The 13686-nt window shown below is 72.1% G+C and carries 14 protein-coding genes and 1 other RNA gene; 10 read left to right on the top strand and 5 right to left on the bottom strand.

Features of this window, described 5'->3' with window-relative positions:
* Window positions 1-16 precede the first annotated feature (16 nt).
* Window positions 17-1570, bottom strand: coding sequence for a histidine ammonia-lyase (gene hutH / locus B0I33_RS28110; protein ID WP_106182151.1), 1554 nt, complete (start codon window positions 1568-1570; stop codon window positions 17-19).
* A 92-nt stretch (window positions 1571-1662) separates the two neighbouring features.
* Between hutH and B0I33_RS28105 the strand changes: the two genes are divergently transcribed.
* Window positions 1663-2442, top strand: coding sequence for an IclR family transcriptional regulator (locus B0I33_RS28105; RefSeq protein ID WP_106182149.1), 780 nt, complete (start codon window positions 1663-1665; stop codon window positions 2440-2442).
* Between the two features lies 1 nt (window position 2443).
* Here B0I33_RS28105 and B0I33_RS28100 read toward each other — a convergent pair whose 3' ends face one another.
* A complete protein-coding gene (locus B0I33_RS28100) occupies window positions 2444-2854 on the bottom strand; it encodes a DUF2267 domain-containing protein (protein WP_106182147.1) in 411 nt (136 codons plus the stop codon).
* Between the two features lie 4 nt (window positions 2855-2858).
* Window positions 2859-3083 (bottom strand): hypothetical protein, encoded by a 225-nt coding sequence (locus B0I33_RS28095; RefSeq protein ID WP_106182146.1) that lies wholly within the window; start codon window positions 3081-3083, stop codon window positions 2859-2861.
* A gap of 71 nt (window positions 3084-3154) precedes the next feature.
* Here B0I33_RS28095 and B0I33_RS28090 point away from each other — a divergent pair, with 71 nt between their 5' ends.
* The 3 genes from B0I33_RS28090 (at window position 3155) to B0I33_RS28080 (ending at window position 7059) form a co-directional block, all read left to right on the top strand.
* Window positions 3155-4144, top strand: a complete 990-nt coding sequence (locus B0I33_RS28090; protein WP_106182144.1) for an aldo/keto reductase — start codon at window positions 3155-3157, stop codon at window positions 4142-4144.
* A 186-nt stretch (window positions 4145-4330) separates the two neighbouring features.
* Window positions 4331-6712, top strand: a complete 2382-nt coding sequence (cas3, locus tag B0I33_RS28085) for a CRISPR-associated helicase Cas3' (protein ID WP_342750092.1) — start codon at window positions 4331-4333, stop codon at window positions 6710-6712.
* Window positions 6709-7059 (top strand): hypothetical protein, encoded by a 351-nt coding sequence (locus tag B0I33_RS28080; RefSeq protein WP_106182141.1) that lies wholly within the window; start codon window positions 6709-6711, stop codon window positions 7057-7059. The genes cas3 and B0I33_RS28080 overlap by 4 nt, the downstream gene beginning before the upstream one ends.
* 46 nt (window positions 7060-7105) lie before the next feature.
* On the opposite strand, the gene B0I33_RS28075 is transcribed toward B0I33_RS28080, so the two are convergent.
* Entirely contained in the window at window positions 7106-7297 is a 192-nt protein-coding gene (locus tag B0I33_RS28075; RefSeq protein WP_106182139.1) for a hypothetical protein, read from the bottom strand.
* A 250-nt stretch (window positions 7298-7547) separates the two neighbouring features.
* Between B0I33_RS28075 and casA the strand changes: the two genes are divergently transcribed.
* From casA to cas6e, 5 genes are read left to right on the top strand one after another with little or no spacing between them, the layout of a single operon-like run.
* Window positions 7548-9158, top strand: a complete 1611-nt coding sequence (gene casA, locus B0I33_RS28070) for a type I-E CRISPR-associated protein Cse1/CasA (protein ID WP_181193481.1) — start codon at window positions 7548-7550, stop codon at window positions 9156-9158.
* Between the two features lie 12 nt (window positions 9159-9170).
* Window positions 9171-9761, top strand: coding sequence for a type I-E CRISPR-associated protein Cse2/CasB (gene casB / locus B0I33_RS28065; RefSeq protein WP_106182135.1), 591 nt, complete (start codon window positions 9171-9173; stop codon window positions 9759-9761).
* Complete coding sequence (gene cas7e, locus B0I33_RS28060) at window positions 9758-10915, top strand: type I-E CRISPR-associated protein Cas7/Cse4/CasC (protein WP_106182134.1); 1158 nt, start codon at window positions 9758-9760, stop codon at window positions 10913-10915. The genes casB and cas7e overlap by 4 nt, the downstream gene beginning before the upstream one ends.
* On the top strand, window positions 10912-11658 hold the full coding sequence (gene cas5e, locus B0I33_RS28055) for a type I-E CRISPR-associated protein Cas5/CasD (protein WP_106182133.1): 747 nt from the start codon (window positions 10912-10914) through the stop codon (window positions 11656-11658). The genes cas7e and cas5e overlap by 4 nt, the downstream gene beginning before the upstream one ends.
* Window positions 11649-12341 carry a type I-E CRISPR-associated protein Cas6/Cse3/CasE gene (gene cas6e, locus B0I33_RS28050; RefSeq protein ID WP_106182132.1) on the top strand — a complete coding sequence of 231 codons (693 nt, stop codon included), beginning with the start codon at window positions 11649-11651 and terminating at the stop codon, window positions 12339-12341. The genes cas5e and cas6e overlap by 10 nt, the downstream gene beginning before the upstream one ends.
* 109 nt (window positions 12342-12450) lie before the next feature.
* Here cas6e and ssrA read toward each other — a convergent pair.
* Window positions 12451-12823, bottom strand: a transfer-messenger RNA (tmRNA) gene (gene ssrA, locus B0I33_RS28045).
* A gap of 170 nt (window positions 12824-12993) precedes the next feature.
* Here ssrA and B0I33_RS28040 point away from each other — a divergent pair.
* Window positions 12994-13680 carry a sensor domain-containing protein gene (locus B0I33_RS28040; protein WP_245901145.1) on the top strand — a complete coding sequence of 229 codons (687 nt, stop codon included), beginning with the start codon at window positions 12994-12996 and terminating at the stop codon, window positions 13678-13680.
* Window positions 13681-13686: the final 6 nt, after the last annotated feature.

Below are 13686 nucleotides of genomic sequence, written 5' to 3'. Positions count from 1 at the left end.
TCACGACGTTCCTCACTCACGAGGGCAGGTGCTCGGTCACCGCGTCGAGAACGGCGCCCGACGCGATCAGCTCCTCGGCGGCGGCGATCTCCGGCGCCAGGTGCCGGTCGGGTCCCGGTCCCGCCACGCTGGTCCGCAGCAGGTCCCGCACCGCCGCCGTCACCGGCGCGGGCCGCAGCGGCGCCCGGAAGTCCAGCGCCCGCGCCGCGGTCAGCAGTTCCACCGCCAGCACGGTCGTGAGCCCCCGCACCGCCCGGCGCAGCTTGCGCGCGGCGCCCCACCCCATCGAGACGTGGTCCTCCTGCATCGCGCTGCTCGGGATCGAGTCGACCGACGCGGGCACGGCGAGCCGCTTCAGCTCGTTCACCACGGCCGCCTGCGTGTACTGGGCGATCATGTGGCCCGAGTCGACGCCGGGGTCGGCCGCGAGGAACGCGGGCAGGCCGTGCGAACGGGAGATGTCCAGCATCCGGTCGGTGCGGCGCTCGGCGATGCTCGCGACGTCGGCGGCCGGGATCGCGAGGAAGTCCAGCACGTAGGCCAGCGGCGCGCCGTGGAAGTTGCCGTTGGACTCGACCCGTCCGTCGGCGAGCACCACGGGGTTGTCCACGGCCGAGGCGAGCTCCCGGTCGGCGACCACCTCGGCGTGCGCGAGCGTGTCCCGCGCGGCCCCGTGCACCTGCGGCGCGCAGCGCAGCGAGTAGGCGTCCTGCACGCGGGTGCACTCGGGCCCGCGGTGGCTCGCGACGATCTCCGATCCGGCGAGCGCGGCGAACATGCGGCGGGCCGACTCGGCCTGGCCAGGGTGCGGCCGCAGCGCCTGCAGGTCGGCGGCGAACACCCGGTCGGTGCCGAGCAGCGCCTCGACGCTCATCGCGGCGGTCAGGTCGGCGACATCGAGCAGCCGCCGCAGGTCCGCGGCCGCCAGGACGAGCATGCCGAGCATGCCGTCGGTGCCGTTGGTGAGCGCCAGCCCTTCCTTCTCGGCCAGCGTCACCGGTTCGAGGCCTGCCTCGTGCAGTGCCTGCCCCGCGGGCACGCGGCTGCCCTCGGCGTCGAACACCTCGCCCTCGCCCATCAGCGCGAGCGCGACCGCGGCCAGCGGCGCCAGGTCGCCGGAGCAGCCCAGCGAGCCGTGCTCGTGGACCACCGGGGTGATCCCCGTGTTGAGCAGGGACGCCAGCGCGGCGGCCGTGCCGGGCCGGATCCCCGTGTGCCCGGTCGCGAGGCTGCGCAGCCGCAGCAGCATGAGGGCCCGCACCACCTCCGGCTCCACGGCCGCGCCGGCGCCCGCGGCGTGCGAGCGGATGAGCGAACGTTGCAGGTCGCTGCGCCGTTCGCCGGGGATGTGCCGCACCGCCAGCGCGCCGAATCCGGTCGAGACGCCGTACGTGGGCTCGTCGGCCCCGGCCAGGGCCTCGACGTGCTCCCGTGCCCGGGCGATGCGCTTCTCGGCCGCTCCGGCCAGTGCCACGGGCGCACCCGCCCGCGCCACGGCGAGCACCTGCTCCCGGCGCAGGGGTCCGCCGCCGACCTCGACGGGGGCCGGTACGTCGCGCTCGTGTGCCATGTCCCTATTTCACCGTCCCCGGCGCGGGTGCATCATCGGCGGAGAGCCGGAACCGTCTGGGATCTCAGACACAGCCGGTCGTGGAGGAACAGATGGGCGGCACGAACGTCCCCGCGCTGCGGCGCGGGCTCGCGGTTCTGGGTGTGCTCGCCCGCCACGCGGGTCCGGTGTCGGCGGCGGCGATCGCGCGCGAGCTGGCGTTGCCGCGCTCGACGACCTACCACCTGCTCGCGGAACTGGAGGCGGCCGGTTTCGTGGTGCACCTGCCCGCCGAGCGGCGCTACGGGCTGGGTATCGCCGCGTTCGAGCTCGGCTCGGCCTATCTGCGGCATGATCCGCTGGAGCGGCTGGCCGGCCCGTTGCTGCGCAGGCTCGTCGACCAGGTGGGGCACACGGCCCACCTGGGCGTGCTGCACGGCAACGAGCTGCTGTACCTGCTCAAGGAGCGGCCCGCGCGGCCGCAGACCCTCGTCACCGATGTCGGGGTGCGCCTGCCCGCGCAGCTCACGGCGTCGGGCACCGCGATGCTCGCCCACCTGCCGCGCGCGCACGTCCGCGCGCTGTTCCCCACCGCGTCGGCGTTCGTGCGCCGCACCGGCCGCGGGCCGAGGGGACCCGCCGAGCTGCGGCACCTGCTGAGCGCGCTGCGCCGACGTGGCTGGGCGGTGGAGGACGGCCACGTCACCCCCGGCTTCGCCTCGGTCGCCCATCCGGTGTTCGACCACGGTGGGCGGCCGATGGCGGCGATCAGCGTGACGTTCCGGCACGTGTGCGACGGAGCGGAGTGCGGCGGTACGTGGCCGGACCTGGCCGACCAGGTCCGGCGCACGGCGACCGAGTTGACCACCCGCATCGGCGGGCGGCCCGGTTGAGTCAGGACTTCAGGTCGCCGGAGCTGCCCGCGTCGACGAGCTGGCGCAGCTCGTCCGGTAACGACTCGCGGACCTTGCCCAGCACGCCCTGCGTGGCCTCCCCGGTCACCTCGAGCACCACGCGGGAGCCGTAGACCGCGTCGGGCTGCTGCAGGTGCCCGCGCTCGGCGACGCGCTGGGCGAACTCGTCGAACCCGAACCGCTCGCCGGTGCCCGCACCGCCCATCGTGACCGTGCGGCGCAGGTGCTCGCCGATCTCGGTGGGCAGCTGGTCGGCGAGGTGGGTCGCGACCTGCTCCGGGATGCGCTCCCCGAGGGTCTCCAGCGTCGCCCGGGTGATGCCCTCGGCCTCGCCCCGGCTCGACAGCTGGGCCCGCGCCTGCACCTGGCCGATGAAGTGGTCGTGTTCCATCGTGTCAGCCCTCCGACAAGCGCTTGGCCAGAAGTTCCTTGCCCTGCTCGCCTGCCTTGCGGTTGTTCTCCTGGATCTTGCGGAACCAGGTGGCCAGCTCCTGGTCACCCTGCTGCTCGGCGTCGGCGATGTAGGTCTCCATCTGCCAGACGTAGTGCAGCGACGCCTGCAACACCGAGATCAGGTTGTAGTTCTTGTCCTTCAGGGGGCTCTGCGGTTCGTTCGCCATCTGCGTCTCCCTTCGTCGCAATGGCAGACTTGCCCGTCGACCCGAAGTCCAAACGAGCGGAGGAGACGACGATGGAGGAGCGTGTGCTGGGCCGGACCGGCCGGGAGGTCGGTGTCGTGGGGCTCGGGGCCTGGCAGCTCGGCGGTGCGGAGTGGGGTGCCGTGGACGAGGAACAGGCGTTCTCCGTGCTCGCCGCCGCCGTCGACGCGGGGGTCACGTTCATCGACACCGCCGACGTGTACGGCGACGGCCGCAGCGAGCGGTTGATCGGCGAGTTCCTCCGGTCGCGGGGCGGCGCGGGGCTGACCGTCGCCACCAAGATGGGCCGGAGGGCGTCGCCGCACGAGCCCTCGGGCTACACGCTGGACAACTTCCGCAGGTGGACCGACCGCTCCCGGGAGAACCTGGGCGTCGACACGCTGGACCTGGTGCAGCTGCACTGCCCGCCGACGCCGGTGTACTCCACCGATGCCGTGTACGACGCGCTCGACACGCTCGTGGAGGAGAAGCGCATCGCGGCGTACGGGGTGAGCGTGGAGACGCGCGCCGAGGCGCTGACGGCGATCGCGCGGCCCGGTGTCGCGACGGTGCAGATCATTCTCAACATGCTGCGGCTGGGCCCGCTCGAGGACGTCATGCCCGCGGCCAGGGAGGCGGGCGTGGGCGTCATCGCGCGGGTCCCGCTGGCCAGCGGGCTGCTGTCCGGGCGGTACGACGAGCACACGACGTTCGCGCCGGACGACCACCGCCACTTCAACCGGCACGGCGAGAAGTTCGACGTCGGCGAGACGTTCTCGGGGGTGGACTTCGCCACCGGGCTGGCCGCTGTGCGCAGGCTGGCGCCGCTGGCGCCCGAGGGCGCGACGATGGCGCAGTTCGCGCTCCGCTGGATCGTCGACCAGCCCGGCGTGAGCGTGGTGATCCCCGGCGCCCGCGACGCGGACCAGGCGCGGGCGAACGCGGCGGTGGCCGACCTGGCGCCGCTGCCGGAGGACACCCTGCGGCAGGTGCGGGAGGTCTACGACGAGCTGATCGCGCCGGAGGTCGCCGGCCGCTGGTGACGCCGCGAGACGCGGACGCACCACCGCGCTTCGCCGCACACCGCAGGCGGGGAACGACACTGCTCCATCCGGGTGCTCTCGCGCGGCGAGCGCGGCAACGCGCCCCGGATTGTCGGGGGTGGCGGGCACCGTGTACCGCACCGTTGACCGTGAGTCGCGTCGTGCGTACGGCGCGCGGTTTCTGGGGTGAGGTGCGTGCTCGAGATCGCCGCCGGGGTTCCGGTATGGGGAGCGTGGGGCAAGGCCGGGTCGGCCGAGCAGCCCCACCCCCTGATATGCCACATGATCGACACGGCGGCCGTGGCGGAACGCCTGTACGACGTTCTGCTGGGGCCGGCGGTGCGGGCGGACCTGGAGTCGGGACTGGCCGCGCTCGGAGACGTGCGGTCGTGGGTGGCGGTGCTGTGCGGACTGCACGACATCGGCAAGTGCAGCCCGATCTTCCAAGCCATCCGGGGGAAGCTGGCGATCCGGTACCTCGGCGAGGAGGTCCGCGAGCTGATGGGCGTCCTGGACCGGGGCGCGACCGACCGGGAGGCCCGCACCGAGCACGGCACGGTGACGGCGGTGCACCTGCGGCGATGCCTGGGGCAGTGGGACGCGCCGCGCAAGCTCGGCATCGCGCTGGCCGTCGTCCTCGGCGGCCACCACGGGTACCTGCTGTCGGCCAAAGCCGTGCTGGACGCGGAGGTCCGGAAGGGACATCTTGGCGGGCCGCGATGGCACGACCTGCGGTGCGAGCTGGTGCGGGCGGTGGCGGAGCTGTGGGGACTCGGCGATCCGGCACGGGCCGGCTGGCGTGCGGTGTCCCTGGACGTGCCCGCACTGGCCGGGCTCGGCGGGCTGGCCTCGGTTTCCGACTGGATCGCCTCCGACATCAGGAACTTCGCCTACGCCGAGCTTCCGCTGACCGACCTGGTCGCCTACCGGGACGAGGCCCGCGGACGGGCAGGCAGGGCAGTGCACGGTCGGCTGCGGTGGAAGCCGTGGCGCCCGCCAGGGGACACCACGCACGCGGCGCTGTTCGGCGAAGAACCACGCCCGCTGCAGCGGGCGGTCGGGGAGCTGGTCGCCGACCGCGACGAGCCCGGGGTGCTGGTGATCGAGGCGCCGACCGGGGAGGGCAAGACCCGCGCCGGGTTCCAGGCAGCGGCCACGCTGGTGCGCGGGCTCGGCCTTTCGGGGCTGTACTTCGCGCTGCCGACCCGGGCCACGGCCGAACACGTGCACGCCGAACTGGCGGCGGCCGCGCGGGCGCTGCGGCTCGAGGAGCCTCCCGGCCTGGTACACGGCGGCGATCAGCTCTCGCCGTCCTCGGTCAACGAGGACGGGGACGGGGACGGCGATGGCGACGAACGCGCGTGGTTCACCCGCAGGCGCGGGCTGCTGTTCCCGGTCGGGGTGGGCACGATCGACCGCGCGCTGCAGGCGGTGATCCGTTCGCGGCACGTGTTCGTCCGGCTGACCGGCCTGTCCGGGAAGGTGCTGGTGGTCGACGAGGCACACGATGTCGACGCCCACATGACCACGCTGCTGCGCAGGCTGATGTGGTGGTGCGGCCGGCTGGGCATCCCGGTCGTGCTGATGTCGGCCACCCTCCCCGCCGACGACCGCGAGCAGCTCATCGCGCACTGGCGCGCCGGACGGCGCAAGCTCCTGCCCGGCCAGGTCGAGCCACGTCCGGCCGGCTGGGTGGGGCCGGGCGTCACCTGGGCCGGCGCCGAAGGCGAGCCAGTGCGCAGGCCCGTCGAGCTCTCCCCCGTCAACGCCGATCGTCCGCCGATCCGCGTGCACCACCTCGGCGACGGCCAGCTGCCCACCTGGTTGCGGAGCAGGGTGGAATCCGGCGGATGCGCGCTGGTCATCCGGAACCTGGTGCGCGATGCCGTGGGGACCTACGACCGGCTTCGCGAGGAGACCCGGACGTGGGAACGCCAGCCCGAGCTGGTCCTGCTCACCGGCCAGGTCCCGGCGGACTGGCGGGCCCGGACCGAGACATGGTTGCGCGAGAACTTCGGTCCGCACAGCGCAGATCGCCCGCACGCCATCGTGGTCGGCACCCAGGTGCTCCAGCACAGCCTGGACGTGGATTTCGACCTGCTCGCCAGCGACCTGGCGCCGATCAACGAGCTGGTCCAGCGTCTCGGCAGGACACACCGCCACCCGAGGGCGGCGCGCGCCTGCCCGGTGCCCGAGCTCGCGCTGGTCCAGCCTCCCGAGGGCCGAAGCGGCCCCGTCTTCCCGCGCGGGCTGCACACCGTCTACCACCAGGCGCTGTTGCTCCGCACGCTGTCGGTGCTGCACGAGCGGACGGAGCTGAGGTTGCCCGCCGAGGTTCCCCAGCTGGTGCACCACGTCTACACCGAGCCGGTCCCACCGCAGGGCCCGCTGCGGGAACGCTTCGAGAAGGCCGAAGCCACCCTGGTCGCGCGGGACAGCGAGGACGAGGCGCGAGTCCGCCGCTTCTACCTGCCCGCGCTGCGGCCCGGGGACCAGATCCGCGACCTGACCAGGTACCCGACCATCGCCGCACGCACCCGCAAGGACACGCCCTGGAGGCGCAGGTGACCGACGACCCGATACGCCCGGAACCGTTCGATGTCGTGCTGCTCCTGCCGGGCGATCCGCGTCCGGCAGCGCTCGACGGCACCCCGGTGGATCTGTCCGATGTGCACGAGCTGACCGACGCCGAGCAGCGGGCACTGCTCGGCTCCGCCGTGCGGATCTTCCCCGAGGACCTCACCCCGCGCGCGTACCAGGAGGTGGCCGGGTTGCCGATCCCCCGCTGCTTCGCACGCTCCGGCTGGCTGCACGAGCATCGCGCGCTGGTGCTGGACGAAGCCGCCCGCACCGGCCCGGTGCGCTTCGACCTGCACGAGGTCCTCGGCCTGCGCATCGAAGACGACGAAACGTAACCGCATCCGCGAACGAATCCCCAGGGCAGCAGCCGGAGTCCGGGGATCAGCGCGAGAGGAGCACAACAATCGTCAGCAAGACCACCAGCCCGGCCAGGACGACCATCGCCAGCGCCGTTCCAGAGAAGTGCGCCGCCACCCACATCCCGTCCGGGTCGCGACGCCTGCGCCGTTCTTCGCCTCGCTCCGGGTCACTCGGTTTGACCATGGGGACGGATGCTAGCAGAAGCATGAACATGTCCTAGAGAGTCAAGGACGATTGAGTAAGGTTGATATGTGCGCCATCCATTACTCTCAATCCGGTCCCTGGTGCCTCAGGGGTGATCCACATGAACATGTAGTGGATAGCCAACTGATGTCGAGATCCCCGCGCACGCGGGGGCGCCACCGGTCGGGAGCGCGACCGCATGCTCGTTCGCGCCCCGACCGCGTCACAGCGCTACCTGGACGGATCCCGTTCCCTCACACCGCACCAACCAGGAGATGCCGTGCGTTTTCCCCTCGCCGAGGAGCCGTGGCTGCCGGTGGTCGACCTGCGCGGCCACGCGTTCTCGGTCGGGTTCCGCGAGCTGCTCACGCGGGCCCACGAGCTGCGCTGGCTCGACGCGGAGGCGCCGCCCGTCACCGCCGCGCTGCACCGGCTGCTGATCGCACTGCTGCACCGCGTTCTGGACGGCCCGGCACACCATGACGAGTGGGCCAGGTGGTGGAAGGAACCGGCGTTGCCCGCCGACCGCATCGCCGCCTATCTCGACGAACACGCCGGGGAACTCGACCTGTTCGACCCGCGGCGGCCGTTCCTGCAGTGCCCTGCGCTGGGGCAGCTGGCGCCACGGTCGGCGGCACAGCTGGTGCATTTCCGGTCGGTGGGCAACAACGTGACGTTGTTCGACAAGACCATCGCCACCGACACGCTGCGCCTCTCCCCGGCCGAGGCGGCGCGCTGGCTGGTGACCGTGCAGTGCTACGACCCCGGCGGGCTGAAGACGCCGTTCACGAAGACCAAGCATTCACAGTCCGCGCTGGGCAACCGGTTCGGGATGGTGCTGGTCGAGGGCAACACCCTCAAAGAGACGCTGCTGCTGAACACCTGCCGGTATGATCCCGCCGCCGACCTGCCGTGGCGGTCGGCGGACGCGGCGGGCGGCGACCGTCCCGCCTGGGAGGCCGAGCCGGACGGGCCCGAACCGGACGAGCGACTGCCCCGCGGGTGGCTGGACCTGCTGACCTGGCCGTCGCGGCGAGTGCTGCTCCATCCGGCCACCGACGGAACCGGCCTTGTCGACGGCGCGGTCATCACCCCGGGCACGACGCTGAAGGGCGAACTGCACAACATCGAGCTGATGGTCGCCTTCGGCCGACAGCCCACCAGGTCCGCCAGGTCCACAAAGGAGCCTCCGCCGTGGAGCCCGGTGCGGCTGCACGAGCTGCGCGGCGTGTGGCGGCACGCGCGCACGATGCTGCTCGACGAGGACCAGCTTGTGCATCACCGCCCCAGGGCGCTCGACGAGGTGGCCGAGCGGGTCCAGGAGGATGTGCTGTCCCGGCACCAGGTGTTCACGATCCGCGTGTTCGGCCAGCAGCTCGACGACAGCGGCGGCGGCTCGGTCTACGCCTGGCTGCAGGAACAGCTCCCCGCCCCGGCGGCCCTGCTGGCCGCCCGGCGACCCGAGGTCGGCCCGGTGCTGGGCAGCTGCGTCGCGCTCGCCGACCACCTCGGCAACGCGCTGACCGGCCTGGCGACGGCATGCCGCAGGGCCTTCCATGCCGAGCACCCACCCGCGGCCAAGCGCGCGGCCCAGCGCAACGTCGGCCCGGCCCAGGACTACTGGCCGAGGCTACCGTCGCCGTTCGCGACGCTGCTGCTCGATCTCGGCACGGCGGAGGAAGCGGAAACCACGCCGAAGCCCCCGGTGCGGCAGTGGCGGGACACCGTCCACCGGCTCGCCACGGAAACCGCCGACCAGCTGGTGGCCCAGCTGCGGGAACGCCAGGGCCGGCATCTCTACGAGATCTCCGGCGCATACGAGCGCTTCGAGCGCGACGTCAAGGCGCGGTGCCAGACCTTCGACAACCAGATCGCCGGAATCCTGCCCTAGGGAGGAACGACCTTGACCCACGTTGCGGAGCTTCCCCCCGTCCACCAACGGCGGCAGGAGTTCGTCAAGCACCTCGAACGGCTCGCCCACGATCTGTCGTCCGGAACGGACCACCGGATCCGGGCGGCGCGGCGCACGTTGGCCCAGCTGCGGCGTTCGGCCACCGGGCAACTGGACGAACACGAAGCACTCGCCCTCGTCTTCGAACACCACGCGCCACGGCAGGAGGAGCGGATCTGGCTCACCGTCGCCGGGCTGTTCGCGCTCAACCCGCGAATCGACGGACATCGGCTGCGTCTCGGCGCCGCGCTCGGCGAACTCGAACGACGGCAGCCTCGCGGCACCGCGCAGAAACGGCTCCGGCAACTGCTGGCCGCCGACACCGGTGCGCTGCCGCAGCACCTGCGCACCACACTCCAGCTGCTCGCGAACCACGACATCCGGGTCGACTTCTACACGCTGCTGGACGACGCCGTAACGCTGCTGGACCCCCACCACGACGAGCAGCGGGGGCGGGACATCCGGTGGCGATGGGCCAGGGACTTCCATCAGCGGAGAAACCGCAAAGCCGACAACAACGCCTCCCAGGAGAACGACGAGTGATCCTCGAACTGCACCTGCTCCAGTCCTTCCCCGTCAGCAACCTCAACCGCGACGACCTCGGCCAGCCCAAGAGCGCGACGTTCGGCGGCGTGCCACGCGCCCGGATCTCCAGCCAGTCGCTGAAGAGGGCGGCACGGAATCGCTTCACCGAACACGGGCTGGCGGCCGAGCACCTCGGCACACGCACCAAGCGCTTGGTCTCCGCGACCGCGGAGGTACTCACCGAACGCGGCCGCGATGCCGAACTCGCCCCCGAGGTCGCCGCCGTGGCCCTGCACCAGCTGGGGTTCGGGGTCGAGAAGACGGAGAAGAACCAGCTGACCCAGTACCTGCTGTTCGTCGGCCACGACGCGGTGACGCTGCTGGCCGACTTCTGCGAGGAGAGCTGGGACACGATCGCCGAGGCGGTCGCGAAGGCCGAGAAGGCGAAGAAGCAGCCCGGCCAGGTGGCCAAGATCGCCAAGGTCAAGCCCGGCAGGGAGATCGCCGCCGCCGCGAGCCGGATCTTCGACGCCACCCGGGCTGCGGACATCGCGTTGTTCGGCCGCATGATCGCCGACAACACCGACTTCAACGTCGACGCCGCCTCGCAGGTGGCGCACGCGATCTCCACCCATGCCGTGGCGACCGAGTTCGACTTCTACACCGCGGTCGACGACCTCAAACGCGAGGACGAGCCCGGCGCGGACATGATCGGCACGATCGACTTCAACACGGCCTGCTACTACCGCTACGCCAACCTCGACCTGGCTCAGCTCGCGGGCAACCTGCGCGGCGACCACGAGCTGGTCGCGCACGCGGCACGGGCGTGGCTCGGCGCGTTCATCCATTCCACGCCCGAGGGCAAGCAGACCACCACGGCCGCCCGCACCATGCCCGAGACACTGCTCGGCACCGTGCGCACGCATGGTGCGTGGAACCTGGCCAACGCGTTCCTGCGCCCGGTCACCGGCACCGACGTGCTCGGCACCTCGACCGAACGGCTGTTCGCCCACTTCCAGACGCTGCGCGGCTTCTACGGCAGCACGGACCTGCGGACCGTGGCCGGCGCGGCGCTGAGCTGCGACCCCGCGCCGCTGCCCGCCGAGGACACCGTCACCGACCTCGACGAGTTCGTCTCCCGGCTGCTGGACACCGCGCTGGACACCGCATGACCCACACCCTCGCACTGTGCCTGGACGCTCCGATGCAGTCGTGGGGGCTGCGCTCGCGGTTCTCGAGCCGCGACACCGCGCAGGAACCCACCAAGTCGGGCGTGGTCGGGCTGCTGGCCGCCGCCCTCGGGATCCAGCGCGACCAGGACGACGAGATCCGGCACCTGGCCGCGGCCCGGATGGGGATACGGGTGGATCGCGAAGGCTTCGTCGAACGCGACTTCCACACGGTCGGAGACGTACCGAACACCGAGGGCAGGGCGCACCGCACGGTCGTCAGCCACCGCTACTACCTCGCGGACGCGGTGTTCCTCGTCGCGCTGGAACACCCTGACCGCGAGCAGCTGCTGCGCTGGCACGCCGCCCTGCTCCGCCCGCACTGGCCGATCTACCTGGGCCGCAAGGCGTTCGTGCCCGCGCGTCCGCTGGTCAGCCAGGAGCCCGAAGACGACTGGCTCGGCGTCACCGCATCGTCCGTCGCGGACACCCTGGAACGGCACGGCTGGCTGGAGAACCGGCCCTCGTATCGCGAGCGCGTGCTGAGGGCGGTCCGCGAAGGGCGGGCGCACCCGCTCCGGACCCTCGTCGACACCGAGCCGACCGATCCGCTGGCCGAGCCGCGACGCGACGTGCCGGTGTCCTTCCGCCCGCGGAACCGCCTGTTCGGGACCCGCTCCGTCCGCACGGGGCACGTCCAGCTTACCGAACCGATGATCCATGCCGGAGCACAGCCATGTACCTGAGCCGCCTCGTCCCGGACCCCAGCTCGCACGACTTTCTCCGTGACCTCGGCGACCTGCAGCATATGCACCGCACCGTCATGTCCGGCTTTCCCGAGGTCACCGGGGACACCCCGGCGCGCTCGCACCACGCGGTGCTGTGGCGACTGGACCGTGCCCGGACCAGCCAGACCCTCTACGTGCAGAGCGGCACCCGGCCCGACTGGGGCCACCTCGGTGACTACCTCGCCCGCCCGGCCGAGGTCCGCGAGCTGTCCCCCGTGCTGGACGCCCTGCGTCCCGGCCGTCTCCTGGCGTTCCGGCTCCTCGCCAACCCGACCAAGCGCCAGCACCCGGAGCATCAGCGCGACCCGGGCTGGCGGGGCGGCCGGAGGGACAACCGCTACCCGATCCGCAAACCCGAGGACCAGCTCGCCTGGCTCATCAAGCAGGGGCAACGACACGGCTTCATCGTCCCGGCCGGGGCGGACACCCGCCCGGACGTCGCGGTCTCCCCGGCGGCGCGGCGCACCGGCCGCCAGACCGGCCGGCGAGCGAACACGATCACCGTCGACCCGGTCCGGTATGACGGGCATCTCGTCGTCACCGACCCTGACGCCTTGCGCGAGGCCCTCGGCACCGGTATCGGACCCGCCAAGGCCTACGGGTGCGGGTTGCTCACTGTCGCGCCGCCGCGCTCGGCCTGACGGGAGCCGCCGGGCACCCGTGCCGGGCTGGCTGGGTTCGAGGAGCAGACCAGAACACGAAAAGCCCTCTCGGTCAGGCTCGTGCCTGGCCGAGAGGGCCTCATTCACAACGTGGAGGTGCCGGGAATCGAACCCGGGTCCTCTGTCGCCTCTCCAGGGCTTCTCCGTGCGCAGTTCGCTGTGCCTCTGCTCGGCCCCACCGGTCACGCGAACAAGCCGGTGTGACGGGCCCAGCCACTGTTGGTTTCCCTACCGGTCCCCGTGGCCGGGACCGGCGGTGAGCCTCCTAGCTGATGCCGGCAGACCGGGTCGGAGGCTTACCCGGGCCGACAGACTCGCACTCGCTCAGGCGGCGAGGGCGAAGTCGCGCTGACTGTTCGTCTTGGCGCTTATTTTAGTGCGACGACGCTTAACGGTGGTCTCTCGCCTGCACCGGCACGCTTCCCCTGGATCAACGTCCAGAGTCGAAACCGTTCACCCCCTTGTCGGCGGAACCTTCTTGCTGTTCCACCCAGGATAACGCCCGGGGCAACCGGGTAATTCCGGCGGCCGAGGTAGGGCTGTCCCCACCCGGGAGCGACCGGCTCGCACCATGGTTTCCCCAGGTCGGCGACGGGATGCTGGGATGGTCGGCCACAGAGAGGGGAACTCGGTGAGGAACGAGACGACCACCGGCACCGCCCGGCCGCCGATCGGCGGGTCACTGGCCTACCTGCTGCTCAACCTCCCGTTCGGCATCGCGGGCTTCGTCCTGCTCGTGACACTGGGCGCGGTGGGGGTGTCCACCGCGATCGTCTGGGTGGGCGTCCCGGTCGGCGCGCTGGCGGTGCTGTGCGCGCGCGGCGGCGCCCGGCTCGAACGGGCCCGCATCCGGGCGCAGCTCGGCGTCGTCATCCCGCACCCGTACCGGCCGCTGCCGGACGGTGGCCAGCGGAAGCGCTGGGCCGCCCGGTTGCGCGACTCGGCCACCTGGCGTGACGCCGCCTACCTGCTGCTGCTGTTCCCGTTCGGCATCGTGCAGTTCACCGTGGTGGTGACCACGTGGTCGGTGAGCCTGGGCCTGCTGACCCTGCCGATCTTCTACCGCTACCTGCCGGACGGGGCGTACTACTTCCCCGGCTACGACCTGCGCTGGATCACGGTGGACTCCGCGGTGGCGGCGCTGCCGTGGGCGGCGCTGGGTGTGCTGTTCGGCGCGGTCGCGGTGGCCGTGACCCGCGGGCTGGCGACCGGGCACGCCACGTTCGCGCGGGCGCTGCTGGGCCCATCCGCGGGCAGGCAGCGCGAGGCGGAGGGCGCATGGCACGCCGTGCCGACCGCGGCTCCGGTGGCAGGATGACGGTCG

The organism is Prauserella shujinwangii (genome assembly GCF_003001955.1).
In the GTDB taxonomy this organism is placed as follows: Bacteria; Actinomycetota; Actinomycetes; order Mycobacteriales; family Pseudonocardiaceae; genus Qaidamihabitans; species Qaidamihabitans shujinwangii.
Note: the sequence above shows the minus strand (reverse complement) of the source record. Positions and strands in the feature narration are given on the sequence as shown.